The following is a 15281-nucleotide window of genomic DNA, read 5'->3' on the forward strand; positions in this document are numbered from 1 at the left end:
GGGACTCGGAGTTACCAGCTTCCCACCAAACCACTCTCTGTGGTTATGGATCCCGGGTTCGCGCTTTGCGCGCCCCGGGATGACGAGCTGAGCTTGACGCAGCAGCTAACGCAACAACGCGCCAGGCCTACCCCGCCTTCGCGTCCCGGATCGCCTGCCAGATCTTCTGCGGCGTCAGCGGCGTATTGAGCTGGGTGATGCCGAGCTCGGCCAGCGCGTCCATCACGCCATTGGTGACGCAGGGCGGACCACCGATGGCGCCGGACTCGCCGCAGCCCTTGGCCCCGAGCGGATTGGTGCGGCAGGGCGCGGAATCGTCGAGCGTCACCACAATCGGCGGAACGTCGTCGGCGCGCGGGATGCAGTAATCCTGGTAGCTCGCGGTGAGGAGCTGACCGTCGGCATCGTAGGACACGCCCTCATACAACGCCTGACCGATGCCTTGCACAACGCCGCCATGGATCTGCCCGGTGACCAGCATCGGGTTCACGGCAACGCCGACGTCGTCGACGGTGGTGTAGCGCACGACGCGGGAAACGCCGGTCTCGGGATCGATCTCGACCTCGCAGATATGGGTGCCGTTCGGCCAGCTCGGCCCATCCACCTCGCCTTCGGAATTGACGCTGAGCTTGGCGCCGGTCTCCTTCTCGGCGAGATCGAACAGGCTGATGCGGCGGTCGGTGCCGACCACGGTGAGCATGCCGCCCTGATATTCGATGTCCTCGATCGAGGTCTCCAGCACGTTCGCGGCCTTCTCGCGCGCCTTCTGGATGAGGTCGTTGGAGGAGACGGCCACGGCGGTGCCGCCGACGAACAGCGAACGGGAGCCGACGCTGCCAAAGCCCATGGCGAGATCAGTGTCGCCTTGGACGACGTCGATCTTGTCCATGGGAATGCCGAGGGTGTCGGAGATCATCTGGGTGTAGGTGGTCTGCAAGCCCTGCCCCATCGCCATGGTGCCGGAATGCAGGACGACGCGGCCTTGCGAGGTCGCGTGCAGGCTGACCTTCTCGGTATGGGCGCGGCCGCCGGTCCATTCGATGTAGGAGGTGAGACCGCGGCCATAGAGCAGGCCCTTCTTCCTGGCCGCCTTCTTGCGCGCGGCAAAGCCGTCCCAGTCGGCGAGCTTCACGGCGCGGTCGAGCATGTGCGCGAAGGCGCCGGAGTCATAAACCTGGCCCGCGGCATTCGTATAAGGCAGCTGCGCCGGCTTGATGTAGTTGGCCTTGCGGATCGCGCGCGGATCCATGCCGATCTTTCGCGCAGCCGCGTCGAACAGGCGCTCGACGATGAAGACGGCTTCGGGACGGCCCGCACCGCGATAGGCACCGACCGGGGCGGTGTGGGTCATCACCGACTTCACCTCGAAATGCACCAGCGGCAGATCGTAGACGCCGGTCTGCACGAACGGCCCGAGCACCAGCGGGATGATATTGGCCGCACCCGAGGAATAAGCGCCGGTGCAGCCGATCGACTTGACGCGATAGGCCAGCACCTTGCCCTTTTCATCCAGCGCGAAGGAAGCGGTCGAGGTGAGATCGCGGCCATGGGTGCCGCCGACGAACTCGTCGGTGCGGTCGCCGCGCCAGCGGATCTTCTTGTTCAGCTTGGTCGCGGCATAGGCGACGATGCCGTCCTCGGGATAGAGGTTGGTCTTCTGGCCGAAGCCGCCGCCGATGTCGCCGACCAGCACCCGCACGCTGTCCTTGGGACGCTTGAGCACGGCCTCCGCCAGCACGTCACGAGTCGAGGCCGGTGTCTGCGACTGCACGTGCAGCAGGAGCCGTCCCGTCTTCTTGTCGATTTCGGCGATGGTCGAGCGCGGCTCCATTGCGGATGGAACGAGGCGTTGGCTGACGAGATCGAGCTCGACCGTGTGCGCCGCTTTGGCAAAGGCCTCGTCCACCTTGGCTGCATCGCCATAGCTCATCGCGCCGACGATGTTATCGGGCGCGTCCGGCCACACCACGGGCGCACCGGGCTTTACGGCCTCCACCGGGTCGACCACCGCAGGCAGCACGTCGTATTCGACCACGATCGCTTCGGCCGCGCTCTGCGCCTCCACGCGCGAGGCGGCCACGACGGCGGCGACCGCTTCGCCGGCGTAGCGCACGACTTCATGGGCCAGCAGCCGGCGCGGCGGCACCGTCATCGGCTTGCCGTCGGGACGCTTGAAGATGTTCAGCGTCGGAATGCTGCCGATGTCGTCCTTGACGAGGTCGGCGCCGGTATAGATCGCGGTGACGCCAGGCATCGACGCCGCGGCGCTGGTGTCGATCGAGACGATCTTCGCGTGCGCATGCGGCGAGCGCAGCACGTGCAACCACAGCGCGCCGTCCGCCGGTTTGTCGTCAATGAATTGCCCCTTCCCGGTGAGCAGCCGCTGATCTTCCAAACGCTTGACGGGCTGGCCCGCTCCGAAACGCAAATTGCCGGGAAGAATGTTCATTCCGTTATGTCCTTGAAATCCGGAAAACGACCGCGGCGGTTTTAGCCGATTTTGCAGTCGATACAACCGAGCCGCAGCACATCAGCATTGCGTGCCACGCCTCCATTGGCCGCGCAGATTGCGACGTCAGGAACGCTCGATGTCGATGATGCCCACATTCACGTCGCGGGTGTCCGAGCCCCGCTTGACAGTGAGGCGAATGGTCTTCCCGGCGCCGGCCTGCTCCAGCGCATCGGTCAAGTCGGAGAGGCGCCGCACCGGCTTGCCTTCCACCGCGGTGATGATGTCTCCGACCGCGCCAGTCGAAAAGTTGACCCCGCGAATCCCCGCCCGCTCCGCAGGGCTGCCGGGGGCGGTCCGCACCACGATCACCCCTTGGGCGCCAAGCCGCGTGGAAACATCCTCACTGGCGGCCACGATGCCGATACCGGGCGTCGGCACGCGACCGTTGCGGATGAGTTCGGGGACAATCCGGTTCACGACATCGACCGGCACCGCAAAGCCGATGCCGGCGTTCGAGCCGGACGGCGATATGATCGCCGTTGTGACGCCAATCAGGCGGCCTGCGGAATCCAGCAGCGGCCCGCCTGAATTGCCTGGGTTGATCGCGGCATCAGTCTGGATGACGTTGGCAATCTCCCGGCCGCCATGGGTCGGAAGCCTGCGCTTGAGAGCACTGATGATGCCGCTGGTCATGGATTGATCCAGCCCGAAGGGATTGCCAATCGCAAAGGCGGATTGCCCGACCTTCAGATCGTTCGAACTGCCGAGAGCCACCGGCGGAGGGAGTTCGCGCACACTCCGGATTCGCAGGACCGCAAGATCGTAGTTGGGAGCGGTACCGACCAGGTCGACCTGGGCCACCTCTCCGGACGCAAAGCGCACGGCGATCTCGCCGCCATTGGCCACGACGTGATTGTTCGTCACCAGGTGCCCCTCGGCGTCCCAAACGAATCCCGTGCCGGAAGCGCCGCCCTGGCCCTCCTCACCCATGAGAGGACTGGCCGCCGATTTCACCGCTACCTGGACAACCGAAGGCGATACGCGCTCGAAGATGTCGATCGTGGCCTTTTCGGCCTCCGACAGCGGCCCGCGCTGCTCGACGGCTCGCGCGGCGGGCGTGGTCCACGGCGCATGCTGGATTTTCGCGGCAGTGACCACGAGTAGCAGAGCGGCCAGAGCTGCCGCGGCAATTCCGTAGCGACGATTCATGGGTGATCACCGCGGTATACTGAAGACAATGCTCAGATGCTCATCCTAAGGTGGCGGATCTCGCTCACGCAGCAACGTCGCAAGCGCCTGGAAGTTTCCTGATCGAAGCAGATAGGGAATAGTTCGGCTTGCGGCAGCACCTGGGGGCATATTGCCGCGTGACAATCGGCTATGCCAGCTCCCGCAACGCCGCTTCCACCATCCTGCGCTGCTCGGCCGTCAGCGCGGCCTGCGGCGGGACAGGGTCGCTGACGTCGTAGCCCTGGATCGAAAGCCCCGCCTTGATGCAGGCGGCGAGATTAAAGCGGGCAAAGGCCTCGTTGATGCGCCACAGCCGGCGCTGAAGCTTCATGGCCTCCTCCCAGCGACCAGCCTTGCAGAGCTCGTACAGCGCAACGCTCTGGCGCGGGATGATGCAGGCCGGACCTGCCATCCAACCGAGACCGCCGATCAGCATCACCGCGACCGGGATATGGGCGGAGGCCGAGAACACCCGCAAGGCATCGCCGCAGCGGTTCATGATCGAGAGCAGCCGGCCGGTGTTGGTCGAGGCGTCCTTTAGCCGATGCGCGGATGCTCGGCGAGGCGCGCGATGACATCGAGGGTGAGGTCGGAGCGTTGGAATTGCGGATTGGTGTAGATGACGACGGGAATGTCCACGGCATCGGCGATGGCGCGGAAGTAGGATTCGACCTGGGCATCGGCGAGCGAGAAATAGGCCTCCAAAATCGCCAGGATGCCGTCGGCACCGAGCTTCTGGTACGCTTTCGCCTGCGCCAGCGTCCGCGATCGAGGTTGAAGCGACGCCCGCGACCACCGGCACGCGGCCCTTGGCCGCCTCGATCGTGGTCTGCACGATCGCCATGCGCTGCGCGGCATTGAGATAGGCGAACTCGCCGGTCGAGCCGAGCGGCGTCAGACCGTGCACGCCGGCGGCGATTAGATCGTCGCAGAGCTTGCCGAGGACTTCGGTGCGCACCGTGCCGTCGGCATCGACGGGCGAGACGAGATAGGGAAAGACACCGTGGAATTCGGACATATCGGGCGTGGACCCCGGTCAATTGGTTTGCGCCTGAGGCGTATTACCAACGCCTGCGCCGGCGATCAAACCCTGAGAAGGCGCACCCGCGTGCCCCAGGGATCGACGGCCTCCAGGCCGCCCGCAAGCGCCCTGACCCGTGCGCCAACCTTGCGCAGGCGCTCCTCCTGGGCTGCGAGGATGTCCTGCTTCTCGGTCACCAGCGAGAACCAGGCAAGACCCGTCATTTGATCGTCGCGCTGGCCGGCACCCTGGCTCTGCCAGACATTCATGCCGAGGTGATGATGATAGCGGCCCGAGGAGAGGAACGCGGCACCGCTGCGGCGGCGGGTCGGGTCGAGGCCGATGCTGGCGTGATAGAAGCTCTCGGCCTGCGCGAGATCGCTGACGCGCAGATGCATGTGGCCGATGCGCAATCCTTCCGGCGCGCCGGCATAGTCGGCCACGCGCGTATTGGTCAGCGACAGCAAGTCGGGGATGTTGAGCTCGTCGGTTGCCATCTTCACGCCGCCCTCGCTCCACTGCCATTGCGAGGGATCGCGGTCGGCATAGACCTCGATGCCGTTGCCTTCGGGGTCGTCGAGATAGACGGATTCGCTGACAAGGTGATCGGCAAATCCCGACAGCGGCACGCGGTGAGCGGCGGCATGCACCAGCCAGCGCGCGAGATCCTTGCGCGTCGGCATCAGGAAGGCGGTGTGATAGAGGCCGGCGGCGTTGCGCGGCTCGATTGCGGCATCGGGACGGGCTTCCAGCACCAGCAGCGCGACGCCGGCCGTGCCGAGCTTCGCGCCAGTCGCCGAGCGCTCCATCACGGTGAGCCCGATCACGTCGCGGTAGTAATCGGCGAGCTTGTCGAGGTTCTTCACCCGGAGCGTCACCATGCCGACCCGCATCGGCGTGCGGCTGGCATAAGTCGGCCCGCCGCCCTGCGCATTGTCCTCGGCGCGCGCCGCGGCAGCGGCCGCCATTGCGAGAGAGGCCGCGCCGGCGAGCTGAAGCAGAGTGCGGCGGGTGAGATCCATGCTCATTCAGTCAGGGCTCGCGGAAATGGTTGAGGCCGTACAGCGCAATGTCGGGCCGATTGCTACACGTTTCCGTGAGCGGGTCCCAATCACATGTTCGTCGGCCGGCGCTGACGCTGCCCTGGCCACGCGGCCAGTTTCCGGACCGCCTGCGATATCCCAGATTGAGGACAGCTTACAGGAGCCTGCCATGACCGACCCAACTCCTCTGTCTTCACTGTCGTCCGCGCTCGCGGACATGGTGGCGCGCACCGCACCGTCCGTCGTCTCCGTCTACTCGCACCGCTCCCGCGCGAGCGGCTTCGTGTGGAAGCCGGGCCTGATCGTCACGGCCGACGAGGCCCTCGCCGACGAGGGCGCGGTCGAGATCGGCCTTCCCGACGGCAACCGAGTGGCCGCCGCTATCGCCGGCCGCGACCATACGACCGATATCGCGCTGCTGCGCACTGAGGCCGCGATTGCCCCGGTCAAGCTGACCACATCAGTCCCTGCGCTAGGCACGCTGTCGATCGTTGTCGCAACCAACCGCGATGCGCCGAGTGCGGCGCTCGGGATGGTATCGGCGTCCGGCAAGAGCTGGCGCTCCTTACGCGGCGGCGACATCGATGCGCGGATCGAGCTCGACGTCCGCCTGCGCGGTAGCCAGCAGGGCGGACTTGCGCTCGATGCGTCGGGTGAAGCCTTCGGCATGGCCGTGCTCGGACCGCGGCGGGTGCTGGTGATCCCGACGGCGACGATCGCGCGCGTCGCGCCGCAGCTCGAGGCGCGCGGCCGCATCGCGCGCGGTTATCTCGGCGTAGGGCTGCAGCCGGTGCGGCTCGACGACGGTATCGGTGCGATGGTGATGAATGTCGACAGGACCGGACCTTCGGCCGCGGCCGGCATCCGGCAAGGCGACGTGATCGTGGCGGTCAACGACCAGAAACTGTCCGGCGTGCGCGCGCTGTCGCGGACGCTGGGACCTTCCAGCGTCGGCGCGGTGGTCGAGGTCGCGGTTCGCCGCGGCGGCGAGCCGGTCAGCTTCAAGGTCACGGTCGGCGAGAGGCCGGAGGCGTGAGCGAGGACAACGCGCCGGAGATCGTGCTGGCCCTAGAGATCGACGACCCAGCCCTCGCCGATCGCCTGGCCAAGCTGCTCGGCAACGTCGCCGGACTTCGCCTCGTCGCGCCTGGCGAAGACGCCGCGGCGACGATTGTTGCCCGCGATCCGCGCATCATGCCCGGCGACATCGCGCTGACCCAGCGCGAGCTCGACGTGCTGGCGCTGATGGCCGAGGGCGCCTCCAACAAGATGATCGCGCGCCAGCTCGGCATCTCCGTGCACACCGTGAAATTCCATGTCGGCTCGCTGCTCGACAAGCTGGATGCCACCGGCCGCACCGACGCGGTCGCGCATGCGGCGCGCCGCGGCGTGATCGATCTGTGACACCACCGCTTCACGTCGCTGATGCCGCCTTGAAGCTGAGCTGGACGGTGAGGCCCGGCGCATTGTCATGCAGCGCGATCTCGGCGCCATGGAGGCGCGCGACTGCGGCGACGAGACTGAGGCCGAGGCCATTGCCCGGCGTATAGCGGCTCTGCTCGAGCCGGTAGAAGCGCTTGAACACGTAATCGCGTTCCTCCGCGGGAATGCCCGGGCCGTCGTCGGCGATCGCGATCACCGCGCCGCCATCGGCGCTACGGCAGGTGACGGTCACCTGCCCGCCTTTGCGGCCGTGCTTGATCGCGTTGTCGACGAGATTGGCGATGGCATCGAACAAGAGGTCGCGGTCGCCGGTCACCGGCACCTCGCGATCGCTGGCGAGACTGAGCTTTGTGGCGACCTGCTCGGCGGCGGCGTCGTAGAGCTCGACGACCTCGCCGGCGATCTCGGCGAGGTCGAGCCCGCGGAAGGCGCCGGTGCGGGCCCGGGTCTCGATCTCCGATATCCGGGTGATGGAAGCGAACATGCCGAGCACGGCGTCGAGATCGGCGATGGTGTCGCCGATCAGCGCCGCATCCGCCTCGCTGTTGCGCGGGGTGTGATAGGCCTTTTCCAGCCGTCCGCGCATGCGCGTCAGCGGGGTGCGCAGATCGTGGGCGACGTTGTCGCTGACCTGTTTGACCTCCCCCATCAGCGTCTCGATGCGGTCGAGCATTTGGTTGAGGTTTTCCGCGACGCGGTCCCATTCGTCGTTGCTGCCGCGCAAGGGAATGCGCTGGTCGAGGCCGGCGAGCATGATGGCGCGGCTGGTGGCGTTGATTTGCTCGATCCGCCCGACCGTGCGCCGCGTCACCAGCACGGCCGCGAGCCCGGCGAGCACCAGCAGCAGCACGGCGACCGCAGCGATCGCGAGCTCGATCATCTGCGCGAAGGCATCGTGATCGCCGGTCTCGCCGAGCCGGCTCTTCACATAGGCGAGCGTGCCGAAATAGACGTAAGCCATGATCGCTGCGACGATCAGCCCGAACGCCGCGATCGCGATCAGCGCCAGGCGGAAGGTCGAGGAGCGGAGCGTCTTAGCCAGGAGCACGGAGGCAATATCCGATGCCGCGGATGGTGTGGATCAGCGGATAGGCCTGGGCATCGTCGACCTTGCGGCGAACGCGCCCGACATAGACGTCGATGATGTTGGTGGAGGGGTCGAAATGCAGGTCCCAGACGTGCTGGAGCAGCATGGCGCGGGAGACGACGCGGCCCTCGTTACGAACGAGATATTCGAGCAGCTGAAATTCGCGCGGTAGCAGCGGGATCTTACGGCCGCGGCGACTGGCGCTGCGTGCGATCATGTCGATGGCGAGATCCCCGACCCGCAGCAGCGTTTCCTTGGCGATGGTCTCGCTGCGGCGGCCAAGCGCCTCCAAGCGTGCGAGTAGCTCGACGAACGAGAACGGCTTGACGAGATAATCGTCGCCGCCGGCGCGCAGGCCGCGCACGCGATCATCCACCTCGCCAAGCGCGGAAATGATCAGGAACGGCGCAGCGATGCCGTCGTCGCGCAATTGGCGCATCACCGTGATGCCGTCGATATCGGGCAGCATGCGGTCGATAGTGATCACGGCATAGTCGCGGGCGCCGCCCTGGTGAAGCGCTTCGCGTCCCGTGCCGGCGAGATCGACCTCGTAGCCGGAGGTCGTCAGTTCCTCGACGAGCTGGCCTGCGGTCTCCGGATCGTCCTCGACGACCAGGATGCGGCGGTGACCTCCGGTCATGACGAACTCCGCGCGACGATCGCCACCAGACTATCCCGTTCCGGGGCTGAGCGGAACTGCCCGGTGGCGACCGCGACAATGGTGCGGTCCGGCGATGCTAGTACCAATAGTCTCCGCACACATTGACCCATCGCCAGCCATAGGGCGTCCAGCTCCTGCGCCAGCAGCCGTCATAGTAACTGGCATAGATGAAAGGCGCGCCAAAGAAGGCGAAGCGGTGGAAGCGATGATGATGGCGGAAGAAGAAAGCATGCCGGCCAATGAAGGGCCTGCCGTGCCAGCCCGTGCCGGCAAACCGCGGGCCGAAGGCGGTGCGGGTCGCGAATGGCGCACCGGCAAAGCGCGGCCCGATGGCGGCGCGGGCGGCCATTGGTGAACCGGCGAAGCGCGCGCCACCGAAATGAGCGCCGCCCATGCCGCCCACTCGCATGCCCCCGCCACCCATGCCGCCACCACCGACATGCATGCCGCCGCCCCCGAAGTGGCCACCGCCGCCAAACCCGCCATGTCCGCCACCGCCGGCGCGGGCAAGAACGGGCGATGCGACCGCCAGCGTTGCGGCAACTGCCGCTGCGGCGAGGCCTGTGAGAAGCCTGTGTTTCATCGGAAAATCCTCCTTACAGTGCGGTGGTCACACAGCCGCACTCGGAGGTTCAGAAGAGGAGAACGCGCCGTCTCCTTCAACTTACAAATGCGCCAGATTCTGACGCGCGTGTTAGGGAGGCGGCCCACCGCTCTCTCCTCGTCAATTGCAAGCAGCTCTTGCGACGAAGCAAATCCAGACTGTCCAGTGGAGGCAGTCTGGATTGCCTCGCTACTATCCTCGCAATGACGAGGCGATAGAACTCGCTATCCGTGGAGCAGATCACCTCTCCCCGCAAAAGGGCGAGGAGAAGTTGAGACTCACACCCGCTTGCCGCCGTTCTTCTCGGCTGCACGCCGCAACGCCTCCGCAAGCGCGCCGCCGCCGGAGGATTCCTGCTTGCGCGGCGCCGACGAGGTCATGCGCGCGCTGTTGCGCGAATTGTTGTCGCGCTGCATGCCGGGCGCGTCCTTCTTGGCGCCGACCTCGTCATCCAGCCGCAGCGTCAGCGAGATGCGCTTGCGCGCGACCTCGAAGTCCAGCACCTTCACTTTGACGATGTCGCCGGGCTTCACCACCTCGCGCGGATCCTTGATGTAGGTCTTGGACATCGCCGAGATGTGCACGAGGCCATCCTGGTGCACGCCGATGTCGACGAAGGCTCCGAAGGCGGCGACGTTGGTCACGGTGCCCTCGAGGATCATGCCCTTCTTGAGATCCTTGATCTCCTCGACGCCTTCCTTGAACACCGCGGCCTTGAACGCCGGGCGCGGGTCGCGGCCGGGCTTTTCGAGCTCGCGCAGAATGTCGGTGACGGTCGGCAGACCGAAAGTCTCGTCGACGAAATCCTTCGGCTTCAGCGTGCGCACGATCTCGCTGCTGCCGATCAGCGCCTTGATGTCGCTCTTGGTCGCCGCGAGAATCCGGCGCACCACCGGATAAGCTTCCGGATGCACGCCAGAGGCGTCGAGCGGATCCTCGCCGCCGACGATGCGCAGAAAGCCCGCACACTGCTCGAATGCCTTCGGCCCGAGCCGCGGCACGTCCTTGAGCGCCTTGCGCGATTTGAACGGGCCGTTGGCGTCACGGTGCGCCACGATGCTCTGCGCAAGGCCTGTGCCGACGCCCGACACGCGGGCCAGCAGCGGTGCGGAGGCAGTGTTGACGTCGACGCCGACGGCGTTCACGCAATCTTCGACCACGGCATCGAGCGATTTGGCGAGCTTGGCCTGGCCGAGGTCGTGTTGATACTGCCCGACACCGATCGCCTTGGGCTCGATCTTGACCAGCTCGGCGAGCGGGTCCTGGAGCCGCCGCGCGATCGAGACCGCGCCCCGCAGCGTGACGTCGAGGCCCGGCAGCTCTTCCGAGGCGAAGGCGGAGGCCGAATAGACCGACGCGCCCGCTTCGGACACCACGATTTTGGTCATCTTCAGTTCGGGCAGGCCTTTGACGAGGTCGGCCGCGAGCTTGTCGGTCTCGCGCGAGGCGGTGCCGTTGCCGATCGCGATCAGCTCGACGCGATGCTTCAGCGCGAGCCTGCCGAGGGTCGCCAGCGACTCGTTCCATTGCCGCTGCGGCTCGTGCGGATAGATTGCGGTGGTGTCGACCACCTTGCCGGTCGCATCGACCACCGCGACCTTGACGCCGGTGCGGTAGCCGGGATCGAGCCCCATGGTGACGCGGGTGCCGGCGGGCGCGGCGAGCAGGAGGTCGCGCAGGTTCGAGGCGAACACGCGAACGGCCTCGGTCTCGGCCGAATTCCACAACCGCATGCGCAGGTCGATGTTGAGATGCACCTGGATCTTGGTGCGCCAAGCCCAGCGGACGGTGTCGATCAGCCAGCGGTCGCCGGGGCGCTTGAGGTCGGCGATGCCGAACCGCTTCATGATCTTCAGCTCATAGGCGCTCGGCACGCCCGGCGGCGGCGCCTCGGCCTCGGCCTGGATCTGGAGGTCGAGGATCTCTTCCTTTTCGCCGCGGAACATCGCCAGGATGCGGTGCGACGGCAGCTTCGTCAGCGGCTCGGAGAAATCGAAATAATCGGCGAACTTCTCCCCCTCAGTCTTCTTGCCGTTGCGCACCTTGGAGGCCATGCGCGCATTGGTCCACATCTCCTCGCGCAGAGCGCCGATCAGATCGGCGTCCTCGTCGAAACGTTCGACCAGGATGGCGCGGGCGCCGTCGAGCGCGGCAGCGGCATCGGCAACGCCCTTCTCGGCGTTGACAAAGGCCTCGGCCACGACCTTGGGATCATTGCCAGGCTCTGCCATCAGCTGATCGGCGAGCGGCTCGAGGCCGGCTTCCTTGGCGATCTCGGCCTTGGTGCGGCGCTTCGGCTTGAACGGCAGATAGATGTCTTCGAGACGCGCCTTGCTGTCGGCGGCAAGAATGCTGGCTTCGAGAGCCGCGTCGAGCTTACCCTGCTCGCGGACCGATTCGAGGATGGCCTTGCGGCGGTCTTCAAGTTCACGCAGGTAAACCAGGCGCTCCTCCAGGGTGCGCAATTGCGCGTCGTCGAGCGCACCGGTCGCTTCCTTGCGGTAGCGGGCGATGAAGGGAACCGTGGCGCCGCCGTCGAGCAGCGTCACCGCTGCCTCGACCTGCTCGGCACGAACCCCAAGCTCCTGCGCAATTTTCTGGTTGATATTTGCCACGCGAGAATTCCTCTATCCTAGCACGCGACACGGCGGCGAAGCACCGGCCACGGGACGCCGCTTATGAACCAACCGGGGTTGATTCATCAAGGTGCAGCGGACGGCCGTCGACAGAGGATTTTTTGTTGAACCGATGCGATCTCGCCACATTCGTGGAGATGGCGAAGACGGCGCACAAATTCCGCTGTCGTCCTGCCGGAGACCAGGACCCACGGCGAGTCTGTCGATCACGGCCGGAAGCAATACCGAACGACGAATCTTCGCCAAATTGCTCCCTGGGGGTAATGGGTCCTGGCTTTCGCCAGGACGACGACGGGGATTGACAGGCGCCCGGCTTGGACGACTGTTTTGTCTGCCGGACCACCGAACCCCCAAAGAGAAGTGCAATGCAGACGACATCGGTCGACGCCATCAGGATCGCCACCAAGGGCCCCGGCGACGTGTCCGGCCTCATCAGTATGATCAGCTCAGGCGCGATCGATCCAAGCGAGATCCTCGCAATCCTCGGCAAGACCGAGGGCAATGGCGGCGTCAACGATTTCACGCGGGAATATGCTGTGGCCGCGTTGTGCGCGGCGCTTGCGCCGCGGCTCGGCCTGCCTCCAGAGCAGGTCGAGCAGCGCATCGCGTTCGTGATGTCGGGCGGCACCGAAGGCGTGCTCAGCCCACATATCACGGTGTTTACGCGGCGCGACGTCGAGGGGCGGCCGGCGGGCATGTCCGGCAAGCGCCTGAGCATCGGCATGGCACACACCCGTGATTTCCTCCCCGAGGAGCTCGGCCACTCGGCACAGATTACCGAGACGGCGAAAGCCGTCAAGGCGGCGATGGCGGATGCCGGCATCACTGACTCTGCCGACGTTCATTTCGTGCAGATCAAGTGTCCACTGCTCACCAGCGATCGCGTCGAAGCGGCCAACGCTCGCGGCAACAAGACGGCGACGGCCAGCGCCTATGGCTCGATGGCCTATTCGCGCGGCGCCTCCGCGCTCGGTGTCGCGGTCGCGCTCGGCGAGATCGCGCCTGACGTCCGCGACGAGGACGTGCTGCGGCGCGATGATCTGTTCTCGTCCGTTGCCTCCACTTCGGCCGGAATCGAGTTGATGCACAACGTCGTCATCGTGCTCGGCAACTCCTTGTCTTCAGCAAGCGCGTTCGAGATCGGGCATGCCGTAATGACCGACGCGATCGATGCCCCGGCGGTGGTGTCGGCGCTGAACAGCGTCGGGCTCGGCGTGGCGCCGCAGGCAAAGACGGGTCGCGAGCTGGTCAACATCTTCGCCAAAGCCGAGGCTTCGCCGAACGGCAGCGTGCGCGGCTTTCGCCACACCATGCTGGAAGACACCGACATCAGCGCCACCCGCCACGCCCGCGCTGCGGTTGGCGGCCTGATTGCGGGACTCGCCGGCACCGGCGCCATCTACGTCTCCGGCGGGGCCGAGCATCAGGGACCGCCGGGCGGCGGGCCGGTTGCAGTGATCGCGCGACTGTCGGATTGAGACGATCGGCAGCTCTGCGCCTCCACCTCTCCGCCCCATGCAACCCTGCCCCCCGCGCCGGCTCAGTTGATTCACGAAGGTCCTTGCGAAAGGAAAGATGGCGCCGCATCAAGAGGATTTTGCCGACATGACTTTGCCGATGAGCTGGAATGAATGGGCGCAGCACGACGGCGTGGCGCTGGCCGCGCGCGTCCGCAACGGCGAGCTGACGGCGAAGGAACTGGCGCGGCAGGCCGCGGCGGGCGTCGCCAAGGTCAATCCGGCGCTGTCGGGCGTGGTCGAGCTGTTCGAGGACCTGATCGCCGATCCCGCCAAGGACGGCGCCAACCTCTCCGGCCCGTTCGCAGGCCTGCCTTTCCTGATGAAGGATTTGGGACCGACCATGAAGGGCCGCCTCCAGGAGATGGGTTCGCTCCTGATGCGCGGCAATCGCGCAGCCGCCGACACCTTCCTGACCGGCAAATTCCGCCAGGCTGGCCTCAACCTGATCGGACGTACCACGACGCCGGAATTCGGCGTCTGCAGCTCGGCCGACAATCCCGCCGTCTATGTCACGCGCAATCCCTGGAATACCGACTACACCACTTGCGGATCGTCGGCCGGCAGCGCCGCGATGGTCGCGGCCGGCGTGGTGCCGATCGCGCATGCAACCGACGGCGGCGGCTCGATCCGCATTCCCGCCGGCGTCAACGGCAATATCGGGCTCAAAGTGTCGCGTGGCGTGTTCTCGCTCGCACCGCACATGTCCGATCTCACCGGCCTCGTCTCGATCCAGGGCTGCCAGTCGCGCAGCGTGCGCGACACTGCCGCCTTTGTCGATCATGCAAGGGGACCTGCCCCCGGCGAGTTCATGCCGTTCTGGACCACGGCGCAGCCCTATTCCGAGATGATCAAGCGCGATCCCGGCAAGCTCCGCATCGCGCTATCGCACACCTGGGGCGATTACACTGCAACGTCGCACATCGCCACCGAGCTGGAGAAGACCGGCCGCTTCCTCGAAGGGCTCGGCCATCACGTCGATTATGCGCTGCCCGAACTCGATTTCCGCGCTGCGTTCGCGGCGCAGACCACCTGCTACATCTCGAACTTTGCGGTGGTGATCTCCAACATGCTCGCCGCGCGCGGGCTGGAGAAGCCGCCGGAAGATCTGATCGAGCCCATGAACATCCGCATCTGGGAAGCCGGCCGACACACAAGCTTCGCCGAGCGCGCGAAGATGCAAGGCGTCTTCAACACGACCTCCCGCGGCTTCGGCGCTTTCTTCGAGCAGTGGGACGTGATCCTGACGCCGGTCACCGCGCTGCCGACGCCGAAGGTCGGCACCAAGGAATATCTCACGATCTCCGACAATCCCGACGTGCTCGACTGGTTCGGCAATCTCTGGCGCAATTTCGCCTTCACGCCGCTCGCCAATCTCTGCGGCATCCCGGCGATCTCGCTGCCAATGGCGACCCACGAGCACGGCCTGCCGCTCGGCATCCAGGCCATCGCCAAGCAGGCCAATGACGGGCTCTTGCTGCAACTCGCCGCCCAGATCGAGCGCGCGCTCGACGGCAAGTGGAACGGCGGCAAGAAGCCGAAGGTGCATGTGGGCTGAAGGATCGGCGATCGCATTGAGATGCGATC

At 66.1% G+C, this 15281-nt stretch carries 11 protein-coding genes and 1 pseudogene; 4 read left to right on the forward strand and 8 right to left on the reverse strand.

The features are described from left to right. Positions 1–127 precede the first annotated feature (127 nt). The 4 genes and pseudogenes from IVB12_RS35965 to IVB12_RS35980 form a co-directional block, all read right to left on the reverse strand. Positions 128–2449 carry a xanthine dehydrogenase family protein molybdopterin-binding subunit gene (locus IVB12_RS35965; RefSeq protein ID WP_247307330.1) on the reverse strand — a complete coding sequence of 774 codons (2322 nt, stop codon included), beginning with the start codon at positions 2447–2449 and terminating at the stop codon, positions 128–130. 126 nt (positions 2450–2575) lie between these two features. Further along, positions 2576–3661: a trypsin-like peptidase domain-containing protein gene (locus tag IVB12_RS35970; protein WP_247307333.1), complete on the reverse strand. Its 1086-nt coding sequence runs from the start codon at positions 3659–3661 to the stop codon at positions 2576–2578. A 169-nt stretch (positions 3662–3830) separates the two neighbouring features. Further along, positions 3831–4700 (reverse strand): annotated as a pseudogene (locus IVB12_RS35975) (dihydrodipicolinate synthase family protein). 65 nt (positions 4701–4765) lie between these two features. Further along, entirely contained in the window at positions 4766–5731 is a 966-nt protein-coding gene (locus IVB12_RS35980) for a VOC family protein (protein WP_247307335.1), read from the reverse strand. A gap of 184 nt (positions 5732–5915) precedes the next feature. Between IVB12_RS35980 and IVB12_RS35985 the strand changes: the two genes are divergently transcribed. Then, positions 5916–6782: a S1C family serine protease gene (locus IVB12_RS35985; protein ID WP_247307338.1), complete on the forward strand. Its 867-nt coding sequence runs from the start codon at positions 5916–5918 to the stop codon at positions 6780–6782. Beyond that, positions 6779–7150, forward strand: coding sequence for a helix-turn-helix transcriptional regulator (locus IVB12_RS35990; protein WP_247307342.1), 372 nt, complete (start codon positions 6779–6781; stop codon positions 7148–7150). The genes IVB12_RS35985 and IVB12_RS35990 overlap by 4 nt, the downstream gene beginning before the upstream one ends. A 10-nt stretch (positions 7151–7160) precedes the next feature. On the opposite strand, the gene IVB12_RS35995 is transcribed toward IVB12_RS35990, so the two are convergent. From IVB12_RS35995 to IVB12_RS36010, 4 genes are all read right to left on the reverse strand, one after another. Then, positions 7161–8237 carry a HAMP domain-containing sensor histidine kinase gene (locus tag IVB12_RS35995; RefSeq protein WP_247307344.1) on the reverse strand — a complete coding sequence of 359 codons (1077 nt, stop codon included), beginning with the start codon at positions 8235–8237 and terminating at the stop codon, positions 7161–7163. After that, positions 8224–8916 (reverse strand): response regulator transcription factor, encoded by a 693-nt coding sequence (locus IVB12_RS36000; RefSeq protein WP_247307347.1) that lies wholly within the window; start codon positions 8914–8916, stop codon positions 8224–8226. The genes IVB12_RS35995 and IVB12_RS36000 overlap by 14 nt, the downstream gene beginning before the upstream one ends. A 97-nt stretch (positions 8917–9013) precedes the next feature. Further along, the gene (locus tag IVB12_RS36005; protein WP_247307349.1) at positions 9014–9520 is read right to left on the reverse strand and encodes a hypothetical protein; all 507 of its coding nucleotides are present in this window, start codon (positions 9518–9520) and stop codon (positions 9014–9016) included. A 299-nt stretch (positions 9521–9819) separates the two neighbouring features. Further along, a complete protein-coding gene (locus IVB12_RS36010) occupies positions 9820–12156 on the reverse strand; it encodes a Tex family protein (RefSeq protein WP_247307351.1) in 2337 nt (778 codons plus the stop codon). Positions 12157–12542: 386 nt separating this feature from the next. Here IVB12_RS36010 and IVB12_RS36015 point away from each other — a divergent pair, with 386 nt between their 5' ends. Both IVB12_RS36015 and IVB12_RS36020 read left to right on the forward strand, forming a co-directional pair. Then, the gene (locus tag IVB12_RS36015) at positions 12543–13655 is read left to right on the forward strand and encodes a ring-opening amidohydrolase (protein WP_247307353.1); all 1113 of its coding nucleotides are present in this window, start codon (positions 12543–12545) and stop codon (positions 13653–13655) included. Positions 13656–13782: 127 nt separating this feature from the next. After that, on the forward strand, positions 13783–15252 hold the full coding sequence (locus tag IVB12_RS36020; RefSeq protein WP_247307591.1) for an amidase: 1470 nt from the start codon (positions 13783–13785) through the stop codon (positions 15250–15252). The last annotated feature ends 29 nt before the right edge of the window (positions 15253–15281 follow it).

The sequence above is a fragment of the Bradyrhizobium sp. 179 genome, from assembly GCF_023073535.1.
Taxonomy (GTDB): Bacteria; Pseudomonadota; Alphaproteobacteria; order Rhizobiales; family Xanthobacteraceae; genus Bradyrhizobium.